General features: G+C 49.9%; 12 protein-coding genes, 1 tRNA gene and 1 other RNA gene. 8 read left to right on the top strand and 6 right to left on the bottom strand.

Annotation, left to right across the window (positions count from 1 at the left end):
- Positions 1-5: 5 nt before the first annotated feature.
- The gene (locus B1H56_RS05070) at positions 6-1,670 is read right to left on the bottom strand and encodes an AMP-binding protein (RefSeq protein WP_066518250.1); all 1,665 of its coding nucleotides are present in this window, start codon (positions 1,668-1,670) and stop codon (positions 6-8) included.
- Between the two features lie 448 nt (positions 1,671-2,118).
- On the opposite strand from B1H56_RS05070, the gene B1H56_RS05075 reads away from it, so the two are divergent.
- Together B1H56_RS05075 and B1H56_RS05080 are read left to right on the top strand one after the other, a co-directional pair.
- Positions 2,119-2,736, top strand: a complete 618-nt coding sequence (locus B1H56_RS05075; RefSeq protein ID WP_066518249.1) for a DUF4004 family protein — start codon at positions 2,119-2,121, stop codon at positions 2,734-2,736.
- A 25-nt stretch (positions 2,737-2,761) separates the two neighbouring features.
- Positions 2,762-3,361, top strand: a complete 600-nt coding sequence (locus B1H56_RS05080) for a hypothetical protein (RefSeq protein ID WP_066518247.1) — start codon at positions 2,762-2,764, stop codon at positions 3,359-3,361.
- Between the two features lie 114 nt (positions 3,362-3,475).
- Here B1H56_RS05080 and eno read toward each other — a convergent pair whose 3' ends face one another.
- On the bottom strand, positions 3,476-4,756 hold the full coding sequence (gene eno / locus B1H56_RS05085; RefSeq protein ID WP_066518242.1) for a phosphopyruvate hydratase: 1,281 nt from the start codon (positions 4,754-4,756) through the stop codon (positions 3,476-3,478).
- A gap of 194 nt (positions 4,757-4,950) precedes the next feature.
- On the opposite strand from eno, the gene ssrS reads away from it, so the two are divergent.
- The 6 genes from ssrS to B1H56_RS05115 all read left to right on the top strand — a co-directional run bounded on the left by ssrS (position 4,951) and on the right by B1H56_RS05115 (position 11,900).
- A non-coding RNA gene (ssrS, locus tag B1H56_RS05090) (6S RNA) lies at positions 4,951-5,128 on the top strand.
- A 10-nt stretch (positions 5,129-5,138) separates the two neighbouring features.
- A tRNA-Gln gene (locus B1H56_RS05095) sits at positions 5,139-5,212 on the top strand.
- Positions 5,213-5,419: 207 nt separating this feature from the next.
- Entirely contained in the window at positions 5,420-5,647 is a 228-nt protein-coding gene (locus B1H56_RS05100; protein ID WP_066518239.1) for a hypothetical protein, read from the top strand.
- 274 nt (positions 5,648-5,921) lie between these two features.
- Positions 5,922-7,382, top strand: a complete 1,461-nt coding sequence (locus B1H56_RS05105) for an extracellular solute-binding protein (protein ID WP_066518237.1) — start codon at positions 5,922-5,924, stop codon at positions 7,380-7,382.
- 15 nt (positions 7,383-7,397) lie between these two features.
- Positions 7,398-10,361: a bifunctional diguanylate cyclase/phosphodiesterase gene (locus tag B1H56_RS05110; RefSeq protein ID WP_066518235.1), complete on the top strand. Its 2,964-nt coding sequence runs from the start codon at positions 7,398-7,400 to the stop codon at positions 10,359-10,361.
- 285 nt (positions 10,362-10,646) lie between these two features.
- The gene (locus B1H56_RS05115; RefSeq protein ID WP_082771136.1) at positions 10,647-11,900 is read left to right on the top strand and encodes a hypothetical protein; all 1,254 of its coding nucleotides are present in this window, start codon (positions 10,647-10,649) and stop codon (positions 11,898-11,900) included.
- A 103-nt stretch (positions 11,901-12,003) separates the two neighbouring features.
- On the opposite strand, the gene B1H56_RS05120 is transcribed toward B1H56_RS05115, so the two are convergent.
- From B1H56_RS05120 to B1H56_RS05135, 4 genes are read right to left on the bottom strand one after another with little or no spacing between them, the layout of a single operon-like run.
- Positions 12,004-12,690, bottom strand: coding sequence for an ECF transporter S component (locus B1H56_RS05120; protein WP_066518232.1), 687 nt, complete (start codon positions 12,688-12,690; stop codon positions 12,004-12,006).
- Positions 12,683-14,287, bottom strand: a complete 1,605-nt coding sequence (locus tag B1H56_RS05125) for an ABC transporter ATP-binding protein (RefSeq protein ID WP_066518228.1) — start codon at positions 14,285-14,287, stop codon at positions 12,683-12,685. Before B1H56_RS05125 ends, B1H56_RS05120 begins: the two co-directional genes overlap by 8 nt.
- Entirely contained in the window at positions 14,269-15,132 is an 864-nt protein-coding gene (locus B1H56_RS05130; protein WP_066518225.1) for an energy-coupling factor transporter transmembrane component T family protein, read from the bottom strand. The genes B1H56_RS05125 and B1H56_RS05130 overlap by 19 nt, the downstream gene beginning before the upstream one ends.
- Positions 15,133-15,135: 3 nt before the next feature.
- Complete coding sequence (locus tag B1H56_RS05135; protein ID WP_066518222.1) at positions 15,136-15,861, bottom strand: DUF4430 domain-containing protein; 726 nt, start codon at positions 15,859-15,861, stop codon at positions 15,136-15,138.
- Positions 15,862-15,872: the final 11 nt, after the last annotated feature.

Below are 15,872 nucleotides of genomic sequence, written 5' to 3' on the forward strand. Positions count from 1 at the left end.
TTTCCTCACGCAGTCTCTATTTTTGCTGCATCTTTCAGGTTCAGTTCTTCGATCGCCCATTCGCGCATCTTGAATTTCTGTATCTTCATGCTCGCCGTCATCGGAAAATCCTTAACGAAGCGAACATAACGCGGAGCTTTGAAACGGGACAGCCCGTTTTTGACGAACTCAATCATTTCTTCTTCCGTCGCTTCCGCGTCATCCTTCAAAATGATGCACGCCAGCACCTCTTCACCATAACGCTTATCCGGCACGCCGATCACCTGTACGTCACGCACTTTGTCATTCGTATACAGGAATTCTTCGATTTCACGCGGGTAAATATTCTCGCCGCCGCGGATAATCATATCCTTCAGGCGGCCTGTGATTTTGAAGTACCCGTCCTTATCCATAGTGCCGAGGTCTCCCGTATGCAGCCATCCATCCTTGTCGATAGCCTGCGCCGTCGCCTCCGGCATTTTGTAATATCCCTTCATCAGGTTATAGCCGCGCGCAACGATCTCCCCTTGCGTATCAAAAGGCGCATCCTCGCCTGTCTCCGGATCAATGATTTTTGCTTCTACATGCGGAATTTTTCTGCCTACCGTCGCAACACGCACCTCAATCGGATCGTCCGTGCTTGTCATGGTGATCGCCGGTGAAGATTCTGTCTGCCCATATGTAATCGTAATTTCCTGCATGTTCATATCCGACATGGCACGCTTCATGAATTCAATCGGGCAGGGCGAACCCGCCATGATGCCTGTCCGCAATGTTGAAAAATCATATTTATCGAAATCGGGATGATCCAGCATAGAAATAAACATCGTCGGCACACCGTGTACTGCCGTACATTTTTCGCTCTGGATCGCTCCCATCACCTTAAGCGGATTAAAGTGGTCGATCAGAATCATCGACGCCGCATGCGTATATGCCGCCATCACACCCAGCACACACCCAAAGCAGTGGAACAGCGGCACGGGAATACACAGCCTGTCCTCGTGTGTCAGCTTCATGCAATCCCCGATCGCCATCCCGTTATTGACCAGATTATAGTGCGTCAGCATCACGCCCTTGGGAAAACCGGTCGTTCCCGAGGTATACTGCATATTGATTACATCATGGATATCGAGTTCACGCTTTCTCGCTTCAAGCTCTTCCGGGCTGACCCTATCCGCAAACGCATAGATATCGTTCCATTGATACATCCCCGGGTGCTTTTCCTCATCGAGAAAAATTACATTTTTAAGATATGGCAGACGTTCGGAAGAAAGCTGTCCCGGTTCAGATTCCCGCAGCTCCGGGCACAGGCCATAAATATGGTTTACATAATTGTTATCCTTCACGCCTTCCATCATAATGAGCGTCATGGTGTCGCTCTGCTTCAAGAGGTATTCGAGCTCAAACTGTTTGTAGTTCGTATTGACTGTAACCATTACCGCCCCCATCTTGGCGGTAGCGAACTGCGTAATCATCCACTCGGGATAATTGCTGGCCCAGATTGAGACCTTGTCTCCCTTCCCGATCCCCATGCCCATAAATGCGCGGGCAACGAGGTCTGTGAGCTCATTAAATTCCTTATAAGAATAACGGACGTCCAGATACGGCGAGACCAGACAGTCCTGATCCGGGTACAGTCCCGCTTGCTTTTCCAGCAAATCGCCAATCGTTATTTCCATCAATGCAGACATATCAGTGCCTCCTTGAAAATTCATTCAAACTTAACTTTTTCATTTTATCAAAAAAGAATTCGTTGCGCAACATGCGCCCCCAAAAGAATTTTTTGACACGGACGGGAAAAACGATGCTTGACAGCTCCGCAAAACAATGTTACGCTATTCACGAAACAAAACAATGTTTCGTTATACGAAGGGCGAAATCTTGCCGCGCTGCTGGGCAAATGCCTCTGCTGGGCAAATGCCTCTGCTGGGTAAATGCCTCGCCGGGCAAATGCCTGCCGGGTACTGCACTACCGCAGCACTACAGCACCATAGGATTGCGGCGCCATGATGTTCAACAGTATTTCGGCACGCCCCAGCACCTAAAACACACGGCAATATTGCAGCGCCATAACGCCCCGCGAAACGACCCCGCGGCGGAACAAGAATGCAAAGGCGCTGAAAGGAGCGAAAGGACACTATGAATACCAACCATCTAATTTCAAAAAAGGACCTGCTGGCGGTGATGGGCATTTCATACGGACAGCTTTACCGCTGGAAACGCCAGCGGTTGATTCCGGAGGAGTGGTTCATCAAACAATCCGCGTATACGGGACAGGAAACTTTTTTCCCGCGCGAACAAATTTTGAGCCGTATTCAGTCTATTTTGGAGCTTAAGGACAAGTATTCTCTGGATGAGCTTGCAAGACTGCTCTCTCCCGGAACATCGGATACGGAATTTTCACGCGGAGAGCTCGAAGATTTTGCCGAGATCGACCAAGAGCTTTTAGGCGGCCTGCCCAAAGACAGAAAATATACTTATCCGGAGCTTGGTTTCTTGTCCGCCCTTTCCGCCCTTCCCCTTAGCGGCAAAGAGCGGGCGGTTCTTGCGCAAAAGGGCCTGGACTACCGTGGGATACGCGACGCGAGGGCCTGCGTCGTCTTTTCGGCCGGCGGCGAGGACTGTCTTGCATTCTCAGATGCGGCCGGCGGCATTGCTTTCGACAGAAGCGTACGTGTCCTCGGGACTTTACCTCTGGATGAAGAGGCAGCAAGACTGAAAATGAAGTACGAAAACAAGGGAAACGAAAGAATTTGACAGGGATAAACAGGAGGATAAAAATATGCAGGATTTTTCTTTTGGCGGCAAGGGGACGATGAACGGAGGCGAATACTCTACTATTATTATCGATGGAATCGCAGAATGCACAGGCACGCTGAGAGCGGAGCATCTTCATATCGACGGTATTTTCAAATGTGCCGGAGCGGTTGCAGCCGATGTTGTCGAATGCGATGGCGCCGCTGAATTTAGCGCGGGAGTATGCGCAAAAAAATTCTTCGTGGACGGCGTTGCCAAACTGGAACGGCTGGAAGCAGATGAGATCAATTGCGACGGTTTCATCAAGGCAGAAGAAGAGGTGTCCGCGGATATCATGCATGTGGACGGCTGCATCCACGCAAAAGAGATCGTGGGCGACCATATCAGTATTAACTCCCGCTCGGGAAAAATCGCCGGATTACTGGCCCGGAAAACATCGTCTATTAAACTGGTTGAGGCGACAACCGTTAAATTGCGGGGCGTAACCGCACAAAAGGTGAGCGGAAAGGATATTGTGATCGGCCCCCATTGCAAGATCAAAAATATCGACTGCAGCGGAACTCTTCGCTTGGATAAGAAAGCAAAGGTGGATACGATCACCGGCGAATACACAATCGTCGAATAGCGCCTGTCTTTGCGCGGGACTAGATTTTTATAAAATCCCCCTGCCACGGCTCTTCAGCGGCAGGGGAGCTTTTATTTTCAAACTTGGAATTCCCGAACCGGCCCGTAATGCTGTTTACCGGGCCTTAAAAGCGCTTCTCCCCGCATAGACTGCCGCATCCCCAAGGGCTTCCTCAATCCGCAGGAGCCTGTTGTATTTGGCAACACGGTCCGTTCGCGCGGGCGCCCCGGCCTTGATCTGTCCGGCGCCGGTGGCCACCGCAATATCCGCAATGCTGGTGTCCTCCGTCTCGCCCGATCGATGAGATACAATCGCTGTATACCCGGCGTTCCGCGCCATTTCAATGGCTTCAAAGGTTTCGGTCAGCGTACCGATCTGATTCACTTTGATAAGGATCGAATTCCCGGCGTGTTCCCGGATACCCTTTTGGAGACGCTTGGTATTGGTGACGAAGAGATCGTCGCCCACAAGCTGTACCGGAACCTCCCGGGTAAGCTCGGCCCAGCCTTTCCAGTCGCGGTCCGCAAGACCGTCCTCCACCGACAGAATGGGAAACTCTTCCGCCAATTTTTCGAGGTGGCGAATCAGCTTTTCCGTACTCAGCTGTTCTTTCCGCTTCAGAAGCGTATACCTGCCGTCCGCATACCATTCGCTGGCCGCTGCATCGAGCGCGACGCCGATCTCGTCTGTGGTATGTCCGGCCGCTTCAATGGCCTCAAGGATCGTGCGTATTGCCTCCTCGTCGCTTTCGAGATCCGGCGCAAAGCCGCCTTCATCGCCCACCGCGGTCGACAGGCCCCTGCCCTTGAGTATTTTCCCAAGTGCATGATAGACTTCAATCCCCCAGCGGAGCGCCTCATGAAAATTTTTCGCCCCTACCGGTACGACCATGAATTCCTGAATATCAATATTATTGGAAGCATGTTTGCCTCCATTCAATATATTCATCATCGGCACCGGCAGGACGCGGGCCATCGTTCCTCCCAAATAGTGATAAAGAGGAATTTGCATCGCGGCCGCTGCTGCGCGGGCATTGGCAAGCGATACGGCGAGAACAGCATTGGCTCCGAAGGCCGACTTTGTATCTGTTCCATCCGCTTCAATCATAGCGCGGTCTACCAGAATTTGTTTAGAAGCATCAAGGCCCACGAGTATCCCGGCAATTTTATCGTCAATATTTTGCACCGCCGTGAGAACCCCCTTCCCGCCAAAGCGCGCATGGTCGCCATCACGCAGTTCATGCGCTTCAAACATTCCCGTGGAAGCCCCTGACGGGACGCTTGCCACACCCTTTGCACCACCCATGAGCGTCACCTCAGCCTCGACGGTTGGATTTCCCCGCGAATCGATCACCTCGCGGCCATGTACGGAAACGATTTCAAATTTTTGCTTCATTTTTCGCACTTCCTTTTTATATATAATACAAATAGATAAACACAAGGCGGATTTTTATTCCTTTTTCCAGCAAAATCCGCTTTTCCGTCCTGTAAACCGCCGTCTTCAGCAAACGGATTTTAAAATAATGTAATAAAAATAGGGTTTACAATCCCGGTCGATTATGGTATCATAATACACGAAAATTAGATATTGTTTTCCTGGGGTGTGCGTTACGCTTTGTATTTTAAACCCACATTCTAAATTCGGGAATCTGGGTTTTACAGCGGTGAGCAAGTCTGTTACGTGCGGAAAGCCTGAAGCTGTAAACAAGGTACCCACCTGCCGTGAGGCGGGTTTTAGAAGCAAGGCGGACGGCACTTTGGGGTAATTTTAAAGAGATAGCGGAATTGTGTAATGGTAGCACAAACGACTCTGACTCGTTTAGTTAAGGTTCGAGCCCTTATTCCGCTGCCAGAAGTAAAGAAAAGCCTTCGATATAAGGCTTTTCTTTTTTATGTATATCCCGGTTACCACCGTTTTGGTTTGATAGAGGCCCTATTTTAGATTTTATCCGTGAACCCCCTTAAGCGCCCATTTATTGGATTCCCTCTCACTTGGTGAGACACTTAGAAAATTTTCCCGTATATAATAATAGTATCAATAATATAGGAGGTAGCTATCATGAAAATTACAGATGCTAAAGGAACGCCGCTTACAGAGGAAGAATTGCAGGAGGCAAACGGCGGAGTTGAGGTAGACGTTGAACATCATTGGTATGGCAACAAGTACGCCGTATGCAATAAATGCGGCTGTAAGGACTGGGACATTGTTGGCTGCCCGTCTGTAAACCGGGTTCAGATCCGATGCAAAAAATGCGGAAACATCGAATACCGTGATTTGAAATCCTAATCCCCGTGCCGCCCTTAAGGGCGGCTTTTTATAGTTTGCCCCGCTCCGCTTTCCCGTGATCCCGGTCCGGCATCGGCAGGGCTTCATGCCCTGCTCCGGTAGTTCCGGCAGCGGCCGGCCACATTTCCGACGACAGCATTCGGCATAAACCACACTGCTTCTGTCTTTCCATTAAAATAGAATAGTTCTGCAATCATATACCTTACATAAATTGTATTATTTATTATTCTATGATATAGTTATTTACGATTAAATAATTGTTCCTGGAGGCCATATGAAAAAAATACTCGGTAAGTTTATTCCTTTGCTTCTAATTGTGCTTTTTGCCCTGCCTTTCTTCAGCGGATGCGCAGGAGGTACGCAGACACCGAAGCTCGATCCGTCGAATCCGGTTTCCCTCGAATTGTGGCACTATTACAATGGTCCCCAAAAGGTTGCCTTTGATGAGATGGTCGCCGAATTCAACGATACAGTCGGCCTTGAGAAGGGAATCATAGTGGAGGCTTTCAACCAAGGAAGCACAAACGACTTGCTGACAAAGGTAGTGGACGCAGCCAATAAAAAAGTAGGGGCTGCCGATATTCCCGATATTTTTGCAGCGTATTCGGATACCGCATATGAAATCGACCAGCTCGGCCTTGTCGCTGATCTCGATCCTTATTTTACGGAGGAGGAACTTGCCGAATATGTTCCTTCTTATATTGAAGAAGGGCGTTTTGATAAAGAGGGATCCCTGAAGATTTTCCCTATTGCCAAATCTACGGAAGTGATGATGCTGAACAAGACCGATTGGGACAAATTCGCCCAGGCTACCGGTGCGGAAACGGACGACCTTGCGACAATTGAAGGCGTTACGGCAACCGCCGAGAAATATTATGAATGGACAGACAGCCTGACTGAAACGCCGGATGACGGCAAGACCTTTTTTGGCCGTGACGCGGTGGCCAATTATATAATCAGCGGAATGCAGCAGCTCGGTTCGACGATTTTTGATGTAACCGACGGCGAGGTCTCCTTTCACCTCGACGAAAACGCGCTACGGAAATTGTGGGATAATTATTATGTTCCTTATATCAACGGCTATTTTGGCGCATACGGAAAATTCCGTTCCGACGACGCCAAAACCGGCGATCTGATCGCGCTTGTATGTTCTACGACGGGCGCGACTTATTTCCCCACCGAGGTAACTGTAAACGACAATGAAAGTTATCCGATCGAATCTATCACGCTTCCGGCGCCCTGTTTTGAGGGCGCTGAGCGTTACAGCATCCAGCAGGGCGCCGGAATGGTCGTTACCAAATCTGACGCCAAGACCGAATATGCGGCGGCGGAATTTTTGAAATGGTTTACCGATGCGCAGCGCAACCTCGATTTTACGGTCGGCTCGGGATATCTGCCGGTAAAAAAATCGGCGAATGATACGGAACTGGTGAAAAAAACCTTTGAGCAAACTGTTGAGGCCTCCACAGCGCTGAAGGATGCCGTGCTCGTTTCCATCGATGAAGTGAATAGCGATATCCTTTATACCAATAAAGCATTTGAGAATGGTTTTAATGCCAGAAATGTTCTGGAGTATTCCCTCTCCGATAAAGCGAAGGCCGACTATGAGGCGATCAGCGCAGATATCGCGGGCGGGACGCCAAGAGCAGACGCCGTTGCCAAATACGATACAGACGAAAATTTTTCAGCCTGGGTCTCGGAGCTTACTTCCTCCCTTGAGGAAACACAAAAATAATCGGAGCACACCGGCATGCGTAAACGGATCAAGGACAAGTCTATTTTACATAAATTTATGATCCCCATTTTGGCGATCATGTTGGCGCAGACTGTCCTTTTCGCATGCATTTTTTTATTCAGCGGCACGGTAAGCCGCCTGAATGACAACTCCTTCGATATCCTGGCGGAACGTACGCAGAGCCGGAAAAATTATTTGCAGAACGAAATGGTACAGAAATGGTCCGCCCTGGCGCCTTCCGAGACTGCCATAAACGCAGCCGTGGAAGATCTTACGGCTTCCCGCAACCTTTCTGCCGGACAAATCGACCAGGAGGCTGGGACAGCCATTTTAAGCGCCGTTTCTGACGACCTGATTTCCTTGCTGCGTCAAAATACCGTAACGGAGGCTTTTCTCATTCTGAACGGTACCGGAAACAGCGAAACAAAGCTGGGGCTTTATCTGCGGGACCTTGACCCGTCAACGAATTCTGACGATAACTCTGACCTCCAGATTGAACGCGCCCCCTCTTCCGTGACGAAAAAGCTCGGCATTTCGCTTTCCAGCACATGGTCTTCCTATTTCGAGCTTCCTGCCGCAGACGAAAACAGTAAATTTTATTACCGGCCATTGGATGCCGCAGACGATTATCCGGATGCCCTCAGCACCGACCTGGGTTACTGGAGCCATCCATTTTCAATCTCTCCGGATTCCGGCAGTTTGATCGTAACCTATACGATCCCCCTGCGCGCTTCAGACGGCACGGTATACGGCGTTCTTGGAACAGGCATTACAACGGATTACCTGGCAAGTACGCTTCCTTATAGCGAGATCGATATCAATAAAAAAGGTTCTTACCTGCTGGGTATCCGTGAAGACGAGTCAAACGATCTGACGACAGTCGTGACCAGCGGTCCAATGGCAAAAATGTATATCGGAACGGGCAGCGCTTCCCTGATTCCCTATGCCTCTTACGATAATATATATACCCTGGAGAAAAACGACCGGGTAACAGAAGACGTATATGTGAACACACAGCCGCTCAGGCTATATAACACAAACACTCCTTTCGAGAACGAGCAATGGGTCTTGTCCGGCATCATCGAAAGCAGGTACCTGCTCGATTCCTCTTACCACGTCATGCTTATGGTTTTGATTTCATTTGTGATTTCGATCGTCTTCGGCATCATTTCCGCAATTATCATCGGCAGGATACTTACGACGCCGATTGCCGCGCTCGGCCATACGCTTCGTTCCAGCACTGCGGAGACACCGCTTCATTTTCCCAAAACACATATTACGGAAATTGACAGCCTGGCCGACGCCGTGCAAATTTTAAACCGCGACGTAGAGCGCACGGCTTCCCGTTTCTCGCAAATTATTCAAGCTGCGGATATTTCCATGGGCGCTTATGAATATAACCCGGTTACAAACCAGGTGCTTATCAGCGGTAAGTTCCTGTCCCTGTTTGGCCTCCCCGAGCGCACGCATATGTCGAGCGAGGAATTTTCCGCCCAGCTGGAGCGCTTTTCTGCAACCCGGGAGGAAAGCCCTGACCGGGATACCTATATTTATAAAGTCCCATCCAGGGAGAGCGGAATACGATGGCTGCGTCTGAGGCTGATCGGCGGGGACAAACCGTATATGGGTGTTCTTTCCGATGTGACGCGTGAAATCCTTGAAAAACGAAAAATTGAATATGAGCGCGATTATGATGCGCTGACGAATCTTCTTAACCGCCGGGCATTCCACGCCGCCATGAAGGCAGCCTTCAGCCATCCTGAAAAGCTTAAGACCGCCGCTTTCATGATGTGGGACCTTGACAACCTGAAATATATCAACGATACTTACGGACACGATTATGGCGACGAATATATCCGCAGCACGGCAAATGTACTGAAGCATTTTATTCCCTACAACAACGCTATTGTTTCGCGCATATCGGGCGATGAATTTTACGTATTCCTGTATGGATACGACGATAAGGAGTCGGCCATGAATATTATCCGGGCCATCAAGGCGGAAATGGACGCCTCCCCCTTCCAGCTCACCCAAACAAAACAAACGCGGCTGCGCGCGTCCGCAGGCATCGCATGGTATCCCGACGACGCTATGAATTATTTCGATTTGATTAAATATGCGGATTTTGCAATGTATACCGTCAAAAATACGGAAAAGGGGCAGGTTGCCGAATTCGACAGCAAGCTTTATCATCGCGATTCCTTCCTGCTGCACAGCAAGGAAGAACTAAACAAGCTGATCGAGGATGAGTCCGTCCATTATGTATTCCAGCCTATTGTGGACGCGCATACGGGAGATATTTTCGCATATGAAGCACTTATGCGGCCGGTTTCTCTTCATCTGACCACGCCCGCCGACGTCCTGCGCATTGCGGAAACGCAATCCCGGCTGCGGCAGATCGAGCGGTTGACGCTGTTTAAATCAGTGAGAACTTTTCTGCAATATCCCGAAGCTGCGGCAGACCACAAATTATTTATCAACACTCTGCCCGGCCAGATGATCTCCGGGCGCGACGCGCATGAATTTGAATACGAATTCCGGGGTATCCTGGATCACCTTGTATTTGAATTTATGGAGACAGAAAAGCTGGATAGTGAATTCACCCGGGATAAATTGGATTATTATACGAAATGGAATTGCCAGATTGCCATTGACGATTATGGAACGGGCTACAATAACGATGCAATCCTCCTGCGCCTGCATCCCGATTATGTCAAAATTGATATGTCTATCGTGCGTAATATCGATACCGACCAAAACCGGCAGCTTATGCTCCAGAACTTATTGTCATACCTGAAATACCAGCAGATCAAGGTAATTGCCGAGGGTGTGGAGACATTTGCGGAGATGGAAACGCTGATTTCGTATGGCATCGATTACCTTCAGGGCTATTATACCGGAATGCCCGAAATAACACCTGCCACCACCAGCATCCGGGCCGATGAGATACGTTCCTGCCACACCCGGCCGGGGATATAAGCTGATTACAGATTCTCACCACAGGATTATGCCAACCGGAAAAATTCTATTTCCCGGCGAGCTTTTCCCGGGTATGCAATCAGGTGCTGCACTTACACCTGCCCCAAATGAAGCAAATTTAATTTTTTTGGCAGTCCCGCCCAAAACGCCTTCATAAGGCGTTTTTTGTCATTTTTTATCTTTTATGTTTTGTCACGATAATATTAAAATCCAGCGTCCGGCGTTTCTTTTGAAAAACAGCTGGTTAGAAAGAACGAACCAGAAATAAACAGGAGGAATAAAAAAATGATGAACCCTTTTAAAGAAAAACCAATGGCTATGGAAGAAGGCTTTTTAAGCTGGAAAGAGCTTTATCCAAAGCCGTATTCTAAAAACGAGGCCGATCCCTACACAAAATGCCGCGTGATCCTGATGAATGGGATCGAAACGGAAGCCGTTATGTTTGGCCATCAATTCCACCGGAATTGCTCAGACAATGAGCTTCGCCGTGAAATCGCAGCCTGCCGCCGGCAGGAACAAATGCAACAGAAAACTATTAACTGGCTGTCGCCCGGCGATGAAACGCAGCTCGAGACGACAATCGGCTATGAACATGTAGCGGTAGACCTCACGGCATGGCTTGCCCAGCATGAACCGGATGAATATGTGAAGCAGTGTATGGATTTTGCACTCCTGGAGGATTTTGACCACCTTTACCGCTATTCAAACCTGCTCGATATGGATATGAATATTCCGGCGCACAAGCTGGTAAAGGGATATGTGGACATTACGCCCGGCCGCCCTACCATTGCGCACCACCGTCATCCCTTTGAAGCGGTTAAGCGCTTTGCCGATTTCAAGACAGCGGACGACCGTACAAAATTGAATACGCTGATTATTACGGCGGGTGAGCAACAGACAATGAATTTTTATATGAATATCGGCAACACTTATCCCAACGATCCGGGACGCAAATTGTATCTTGAAATCGGCATGGTGGAGGAACAGCACGTTACACAGTACGGCGGCCTGATGGATCCGAACTGTACATGGCTCGAAAACCTCCTGCTGCATGAATATACGGAATGCTACCTTTATTACTCATTTTATGAGGATGAAACGGACAGGAATATCAAAGCAATCTGGGAGCGCCATCTGATGCAGGAAATTTCGCATCTGCACAAGGCGGCGGAGCTGCTGCAAAAATATGAAGGCAAGGAATGGCAGCAGGTACTGAACTCCGGCGAGTTCCCGGAATTGCTGAAGTTCCACGACACCAAAGACTATGTGCGCAACGTGCTTGCCAACCAAATCGAGCTCACTGCAGACAAGGAAGAATTTGCCGACATACACGACCTGCCCGAAGGCCATGAATTTTTTACCTATCAGGACTGGGTGAACGGTTCCAGCATCCGCGATGTGCAAAGTCATGTTGTGATTGCCGACCATCAGAAAAACAATAAAAAGGGCGAGGATTACCGGGATGAAGAACGGGAAAATCCGGTTTCCGAGCTTAGAAACCGTAAAAAAGACAACACAACCATAGGAAGGACACAGTAATACGGTAAACTCGTTCATATATATTACTCTCTTTGAAGGCAAAAAGCGGCTTGATCGCCGCTTTTTGCTTGTTACTCTTCCACGCATCCCCCGTTGAAACGTCTCATGCCCGCAAGCCAAATTTCGTCTTGATGCGCTTGAGTTTCTTGCCCCATGGCGCAAGGATCAGAATCAGAAAAAACACTGTGGAAATGCAGTGCGATAGGTTGAACGGGGCGCCCGCAAGGTAGGCGGCAAGCGCTCCCTGCCATGTGATAGGCGTAACAAAGCCTACGATGTACCACGAATCCATAATGAACCCAAACAAAAAAGCCGACACTGCACCGTATATGTAAACCGTGGAATTTTTTTTGAAAAATCCCTTTTCCTGCAGCAGGCCCGCAAAGAAGCCGACTATTCCCCACGCATACATCTGCCAGGGCGTCCATGCTCCCTGTCCGAAAAACAGATTGGACGCAAGGGCCGCAAGTACGCCTGTCAGAAAGCCGCTTTGCCGTCCGAAGCATACTGCAGCTACGATGACGATCGCAGAGACAGGCGTGAAATTCGGAAAAGGCGCAAATACAATACGTCCCACAGCGGCAACCGCCGCCAGCACGGCGACAGGCATCATGTCTCTTGGGCGCGGTTTTGCCATCTCGTAACGCAGAAAAAACGGCAGCAGCGCGCATCCCGCTACTAAAATACTCAGCAGAGCCGCGTGGTCCGCCCCCAAGAGGGCGCATAAAAGCAGGACTGCCGGTACGGCAGCCATAGAGACCGGTTCTATCCATTTGAGCGCATTATACATAGCGCAGCACATCCTTCAGGATCACACAATCCGGAACGATCCCCCGCGTTATCCGATTGAGGGCCGTCGTATAAAAATTATTTCCAAGGAAAAACGCTTTTCCTTCGTCTGTGCAGACTATCTCTCCGCCAAACAACAGGGAACACCTGTCCGCATATGAGGCGGCAAATTCCAGATCATGCGTTACGAGGATAACAGCCGCGCCATCCATTGCTATTTTTTTCAAGATATCCGCCAGCTCTTTTTTTGCGAATGCGTCGATTCCTTTAGTCGGCTCATCTAAAAGCAGCATATTCGGTTTTAAAAGCAGCAGCTTTGCAATCGCCGCTTTCTGCATTTCTCCGCCGCTCAAATCGTAGGGATGCTTATCCAGCAGGCATTTCAGCCCGAAAATTTGTGCAATGTTTTCTACGTCCCGCCCTGTATACGCAAAGGCCTGTGCATTTTCCAACAGGTCGGCACGCAATGTATCGCATGCGAACATCATTTTCGGATTCTGCATAAGCAGCCCGGGCTTCACTCCACCCGCAAGCCAAACCCGCCCCCTCGCGGGTTTTAACAAGCCAGCAAGCATGCAAAGCAGCGTGCTTTTCCCGCTCCCGTTTCCGCCCGTAATGCAATGTATTTCCCTCCGCCTGATTTCTATGCCCAGGCCTTTCAATACAAAATCATCTTTTTTATCATACCGGAACCATATATCCTGCGCCGCAGCCATTACCGGTCCCGAAAGTTCCTCCCGCCTTTGCGGAGACACAGCCCGCAATTTTTCTTTCCGCGACTCCAGAAAAGCCCTTCCCTCCTTCACGCTAAGAGGGAAACCGTCCGCACCGCCCCACATTTCCGCAAGGCGCGCCGCCATAGGCAAAGCCGGAATAAACGTTTCCTCCCGCTCATTCATGCACCACCGGGCAAATTCCTTTGGACTTCCAAAAAATCCATTTTTCCCACCGCGCAGATAAAGTGCGTTATCTGCCAGGGGCAATGCGTCATCCAGCCTATGTTCAGACAGTATAACGGTTTTTCCCAGTTCTTCGTTGACACGTTTGACGGCTTGTAAAAATTCTTTTGCCGCAATCGGATCCAGTTGAGCGGTTGGTTCGTCTAATATGATGATATCCGGCTGCATCGCCATTACCGCTGCCAGATTAAGGATTTGCTTCTGGCCACCCGACAACTCGTATACACTTTTTTCAAACCATGAGGCAATCCCAAAAAAATGCGCGGTCTCCGCGACGCGTCTGCGAATTACGCCTGTTGGCACGCCTAAATTTTCCAGTCCGAACGCCAATTCATGCCACACTGTATCCGTTACAATCTGGTTTTCCGGATCTTGCATCACAAAACCAATCATTGCCGCCGACTCAACCAGGGGAATATTGCCCGGTACGAGGTCCCCGATCAAAATGCGGCCCGTGTTTTCCCCATGGGGTGCGACCTCTTTTTTCAGGCAGCGCAGAAGCGTTGTTTTCCCGCTTCCAGACCGCCCACAAATCAGCAGAAAGGAGCCTTGTTCCACAGAAAAGCTAAGTTCCTTCAGGGCATATCTTTCCGTCCCAGGATAGCGAAAAGAAAATTTTTCTACCACGATCTTTTCCATGCGAGCCGTTCCCTCCCTTCCAGAAGCAGTGGATAAAAAAGCAGGATTGCATAGGGAATATACGCCCATATATTCCCTTCGAGATTTTTTAAACAGGGATAGTACATAAACTTTCCGCCAAACAGAACGATACAGACGACGCTCAACGAGGCCAGGATGCCCACGGCAGCCAATGAAAAAATATCATGCCTGCCCATCCTGAAAATGGAAAATGCGGTGCGTTTACGGGCACCATAGCCGCGCGCGCGCATGGAATCCGCTGTTTCTATACTGTCTTCCATGCCCCATCCCATCAGCACCGATGCGCTGCGTACACCGTTTTTGAACCGCTGCTTTTTCTTTCTGCGGCCGCTTACCAGCCCTTCCTGCGCATTCATGATGCATCGCGCCCGGTAGGCGGTTTGGGGAATCAGTTTCAGGGTCATGGATACCATCAGTGCCGTCGCAGGTAATATTTTCCCAAACAGATAGAGAAATTTGTCGTTGGTCATAAGCACGGCATAACAGGAAAACCAAATAAATACATTGAGCAGCATAAGGCCTGCGCACAAACCATAAGCAAACGCTTCCAGCGTGACAGGCTCTCCTGCCAGATAAAACAATACGGTAAGCCCGCGATGATTAAAAAGCGGATTTAACACCGCAATGACCGCAAACATAACCAGCGCAAATTTAAGCGAAGAAAAGTATTTACGCGCTCCATTCAGATAGACCGCATAAATACTTCCCGCTGCAAAGGAAATCAAAAGGTAGACTGGCTGCATGCTCAGCATCGTACATGCCAGGGCCGCCGCCAAATACAGAAAAACTACGCTTGGATGGTAAACCGTAAAAATATGCCGCATGCGTTACGCCCCGATATCCGCCCCCATATTGCAGGTATACCGCCACCTGATGCTGTCGCCGTCCGAAAGTGTGTATTTGGTGCATCCAACACCCGGGTAATCCCCATTAACGCTATACATCCATCCGCTCTGGGGACCGCAATCTCCTTCACTGATCGAGTTTATGGATGAAATATAGCTCTTGCCGCTGAAAGTCACTCCTGTCGCCCTAAGTGCATCGTATACGGTAGCGCCCGGATCAAGCGTTACCGTTTTGCCCCCGAGAATCGTCCCACCTGAGGAAACCGCATTTGCAAGGTCTGGCTCCACATCCAGCGCCGCCTTGCAGTCAATGGCGATCGTACATGTAATCGTCTCTGGCTGCTGCGGTGCGAATTCCGGTGTACCGGCCTGTTCGGGCGTACTGGCGGCGGCGCCATCCGTTCCGTCCGGTGTGCCGCTCTCCGGCTCTTTAACTGCTGAGGTCCCGGTATTTTTTCCCTTTGCTGAAGAAGCGCCTATACCGGTTCCGCCAGCCGCCGGCCCGCTTTCCTCCGCAGGCGGTGGCAGCGCTGCGGAGGGCGATGGACTTACAACCGCACTTTCAGGGACGGATGGCCGTCCCGTTTGCTCTACCGTTGCTTCCGGCGCCAGCCCGGAAGCCTGAGCCTGCTGCTCCGCCGGTGCGCAGCCCGCCAGCATCCCGATGCACAGCAGGCCGGCCAGCAATATACTCCAAAATTTTTTCATAATTTTTCTTT

Origin of the sequence: Christensenella minuta, assembly GCF_003628755.1 — a bacterium.
GTDB classification, from domain to species: Bacteria; Bacillota; Clostridia; order Christensenellales; family Christensenellaceae; genus Christensenella; species Christensenella minuta.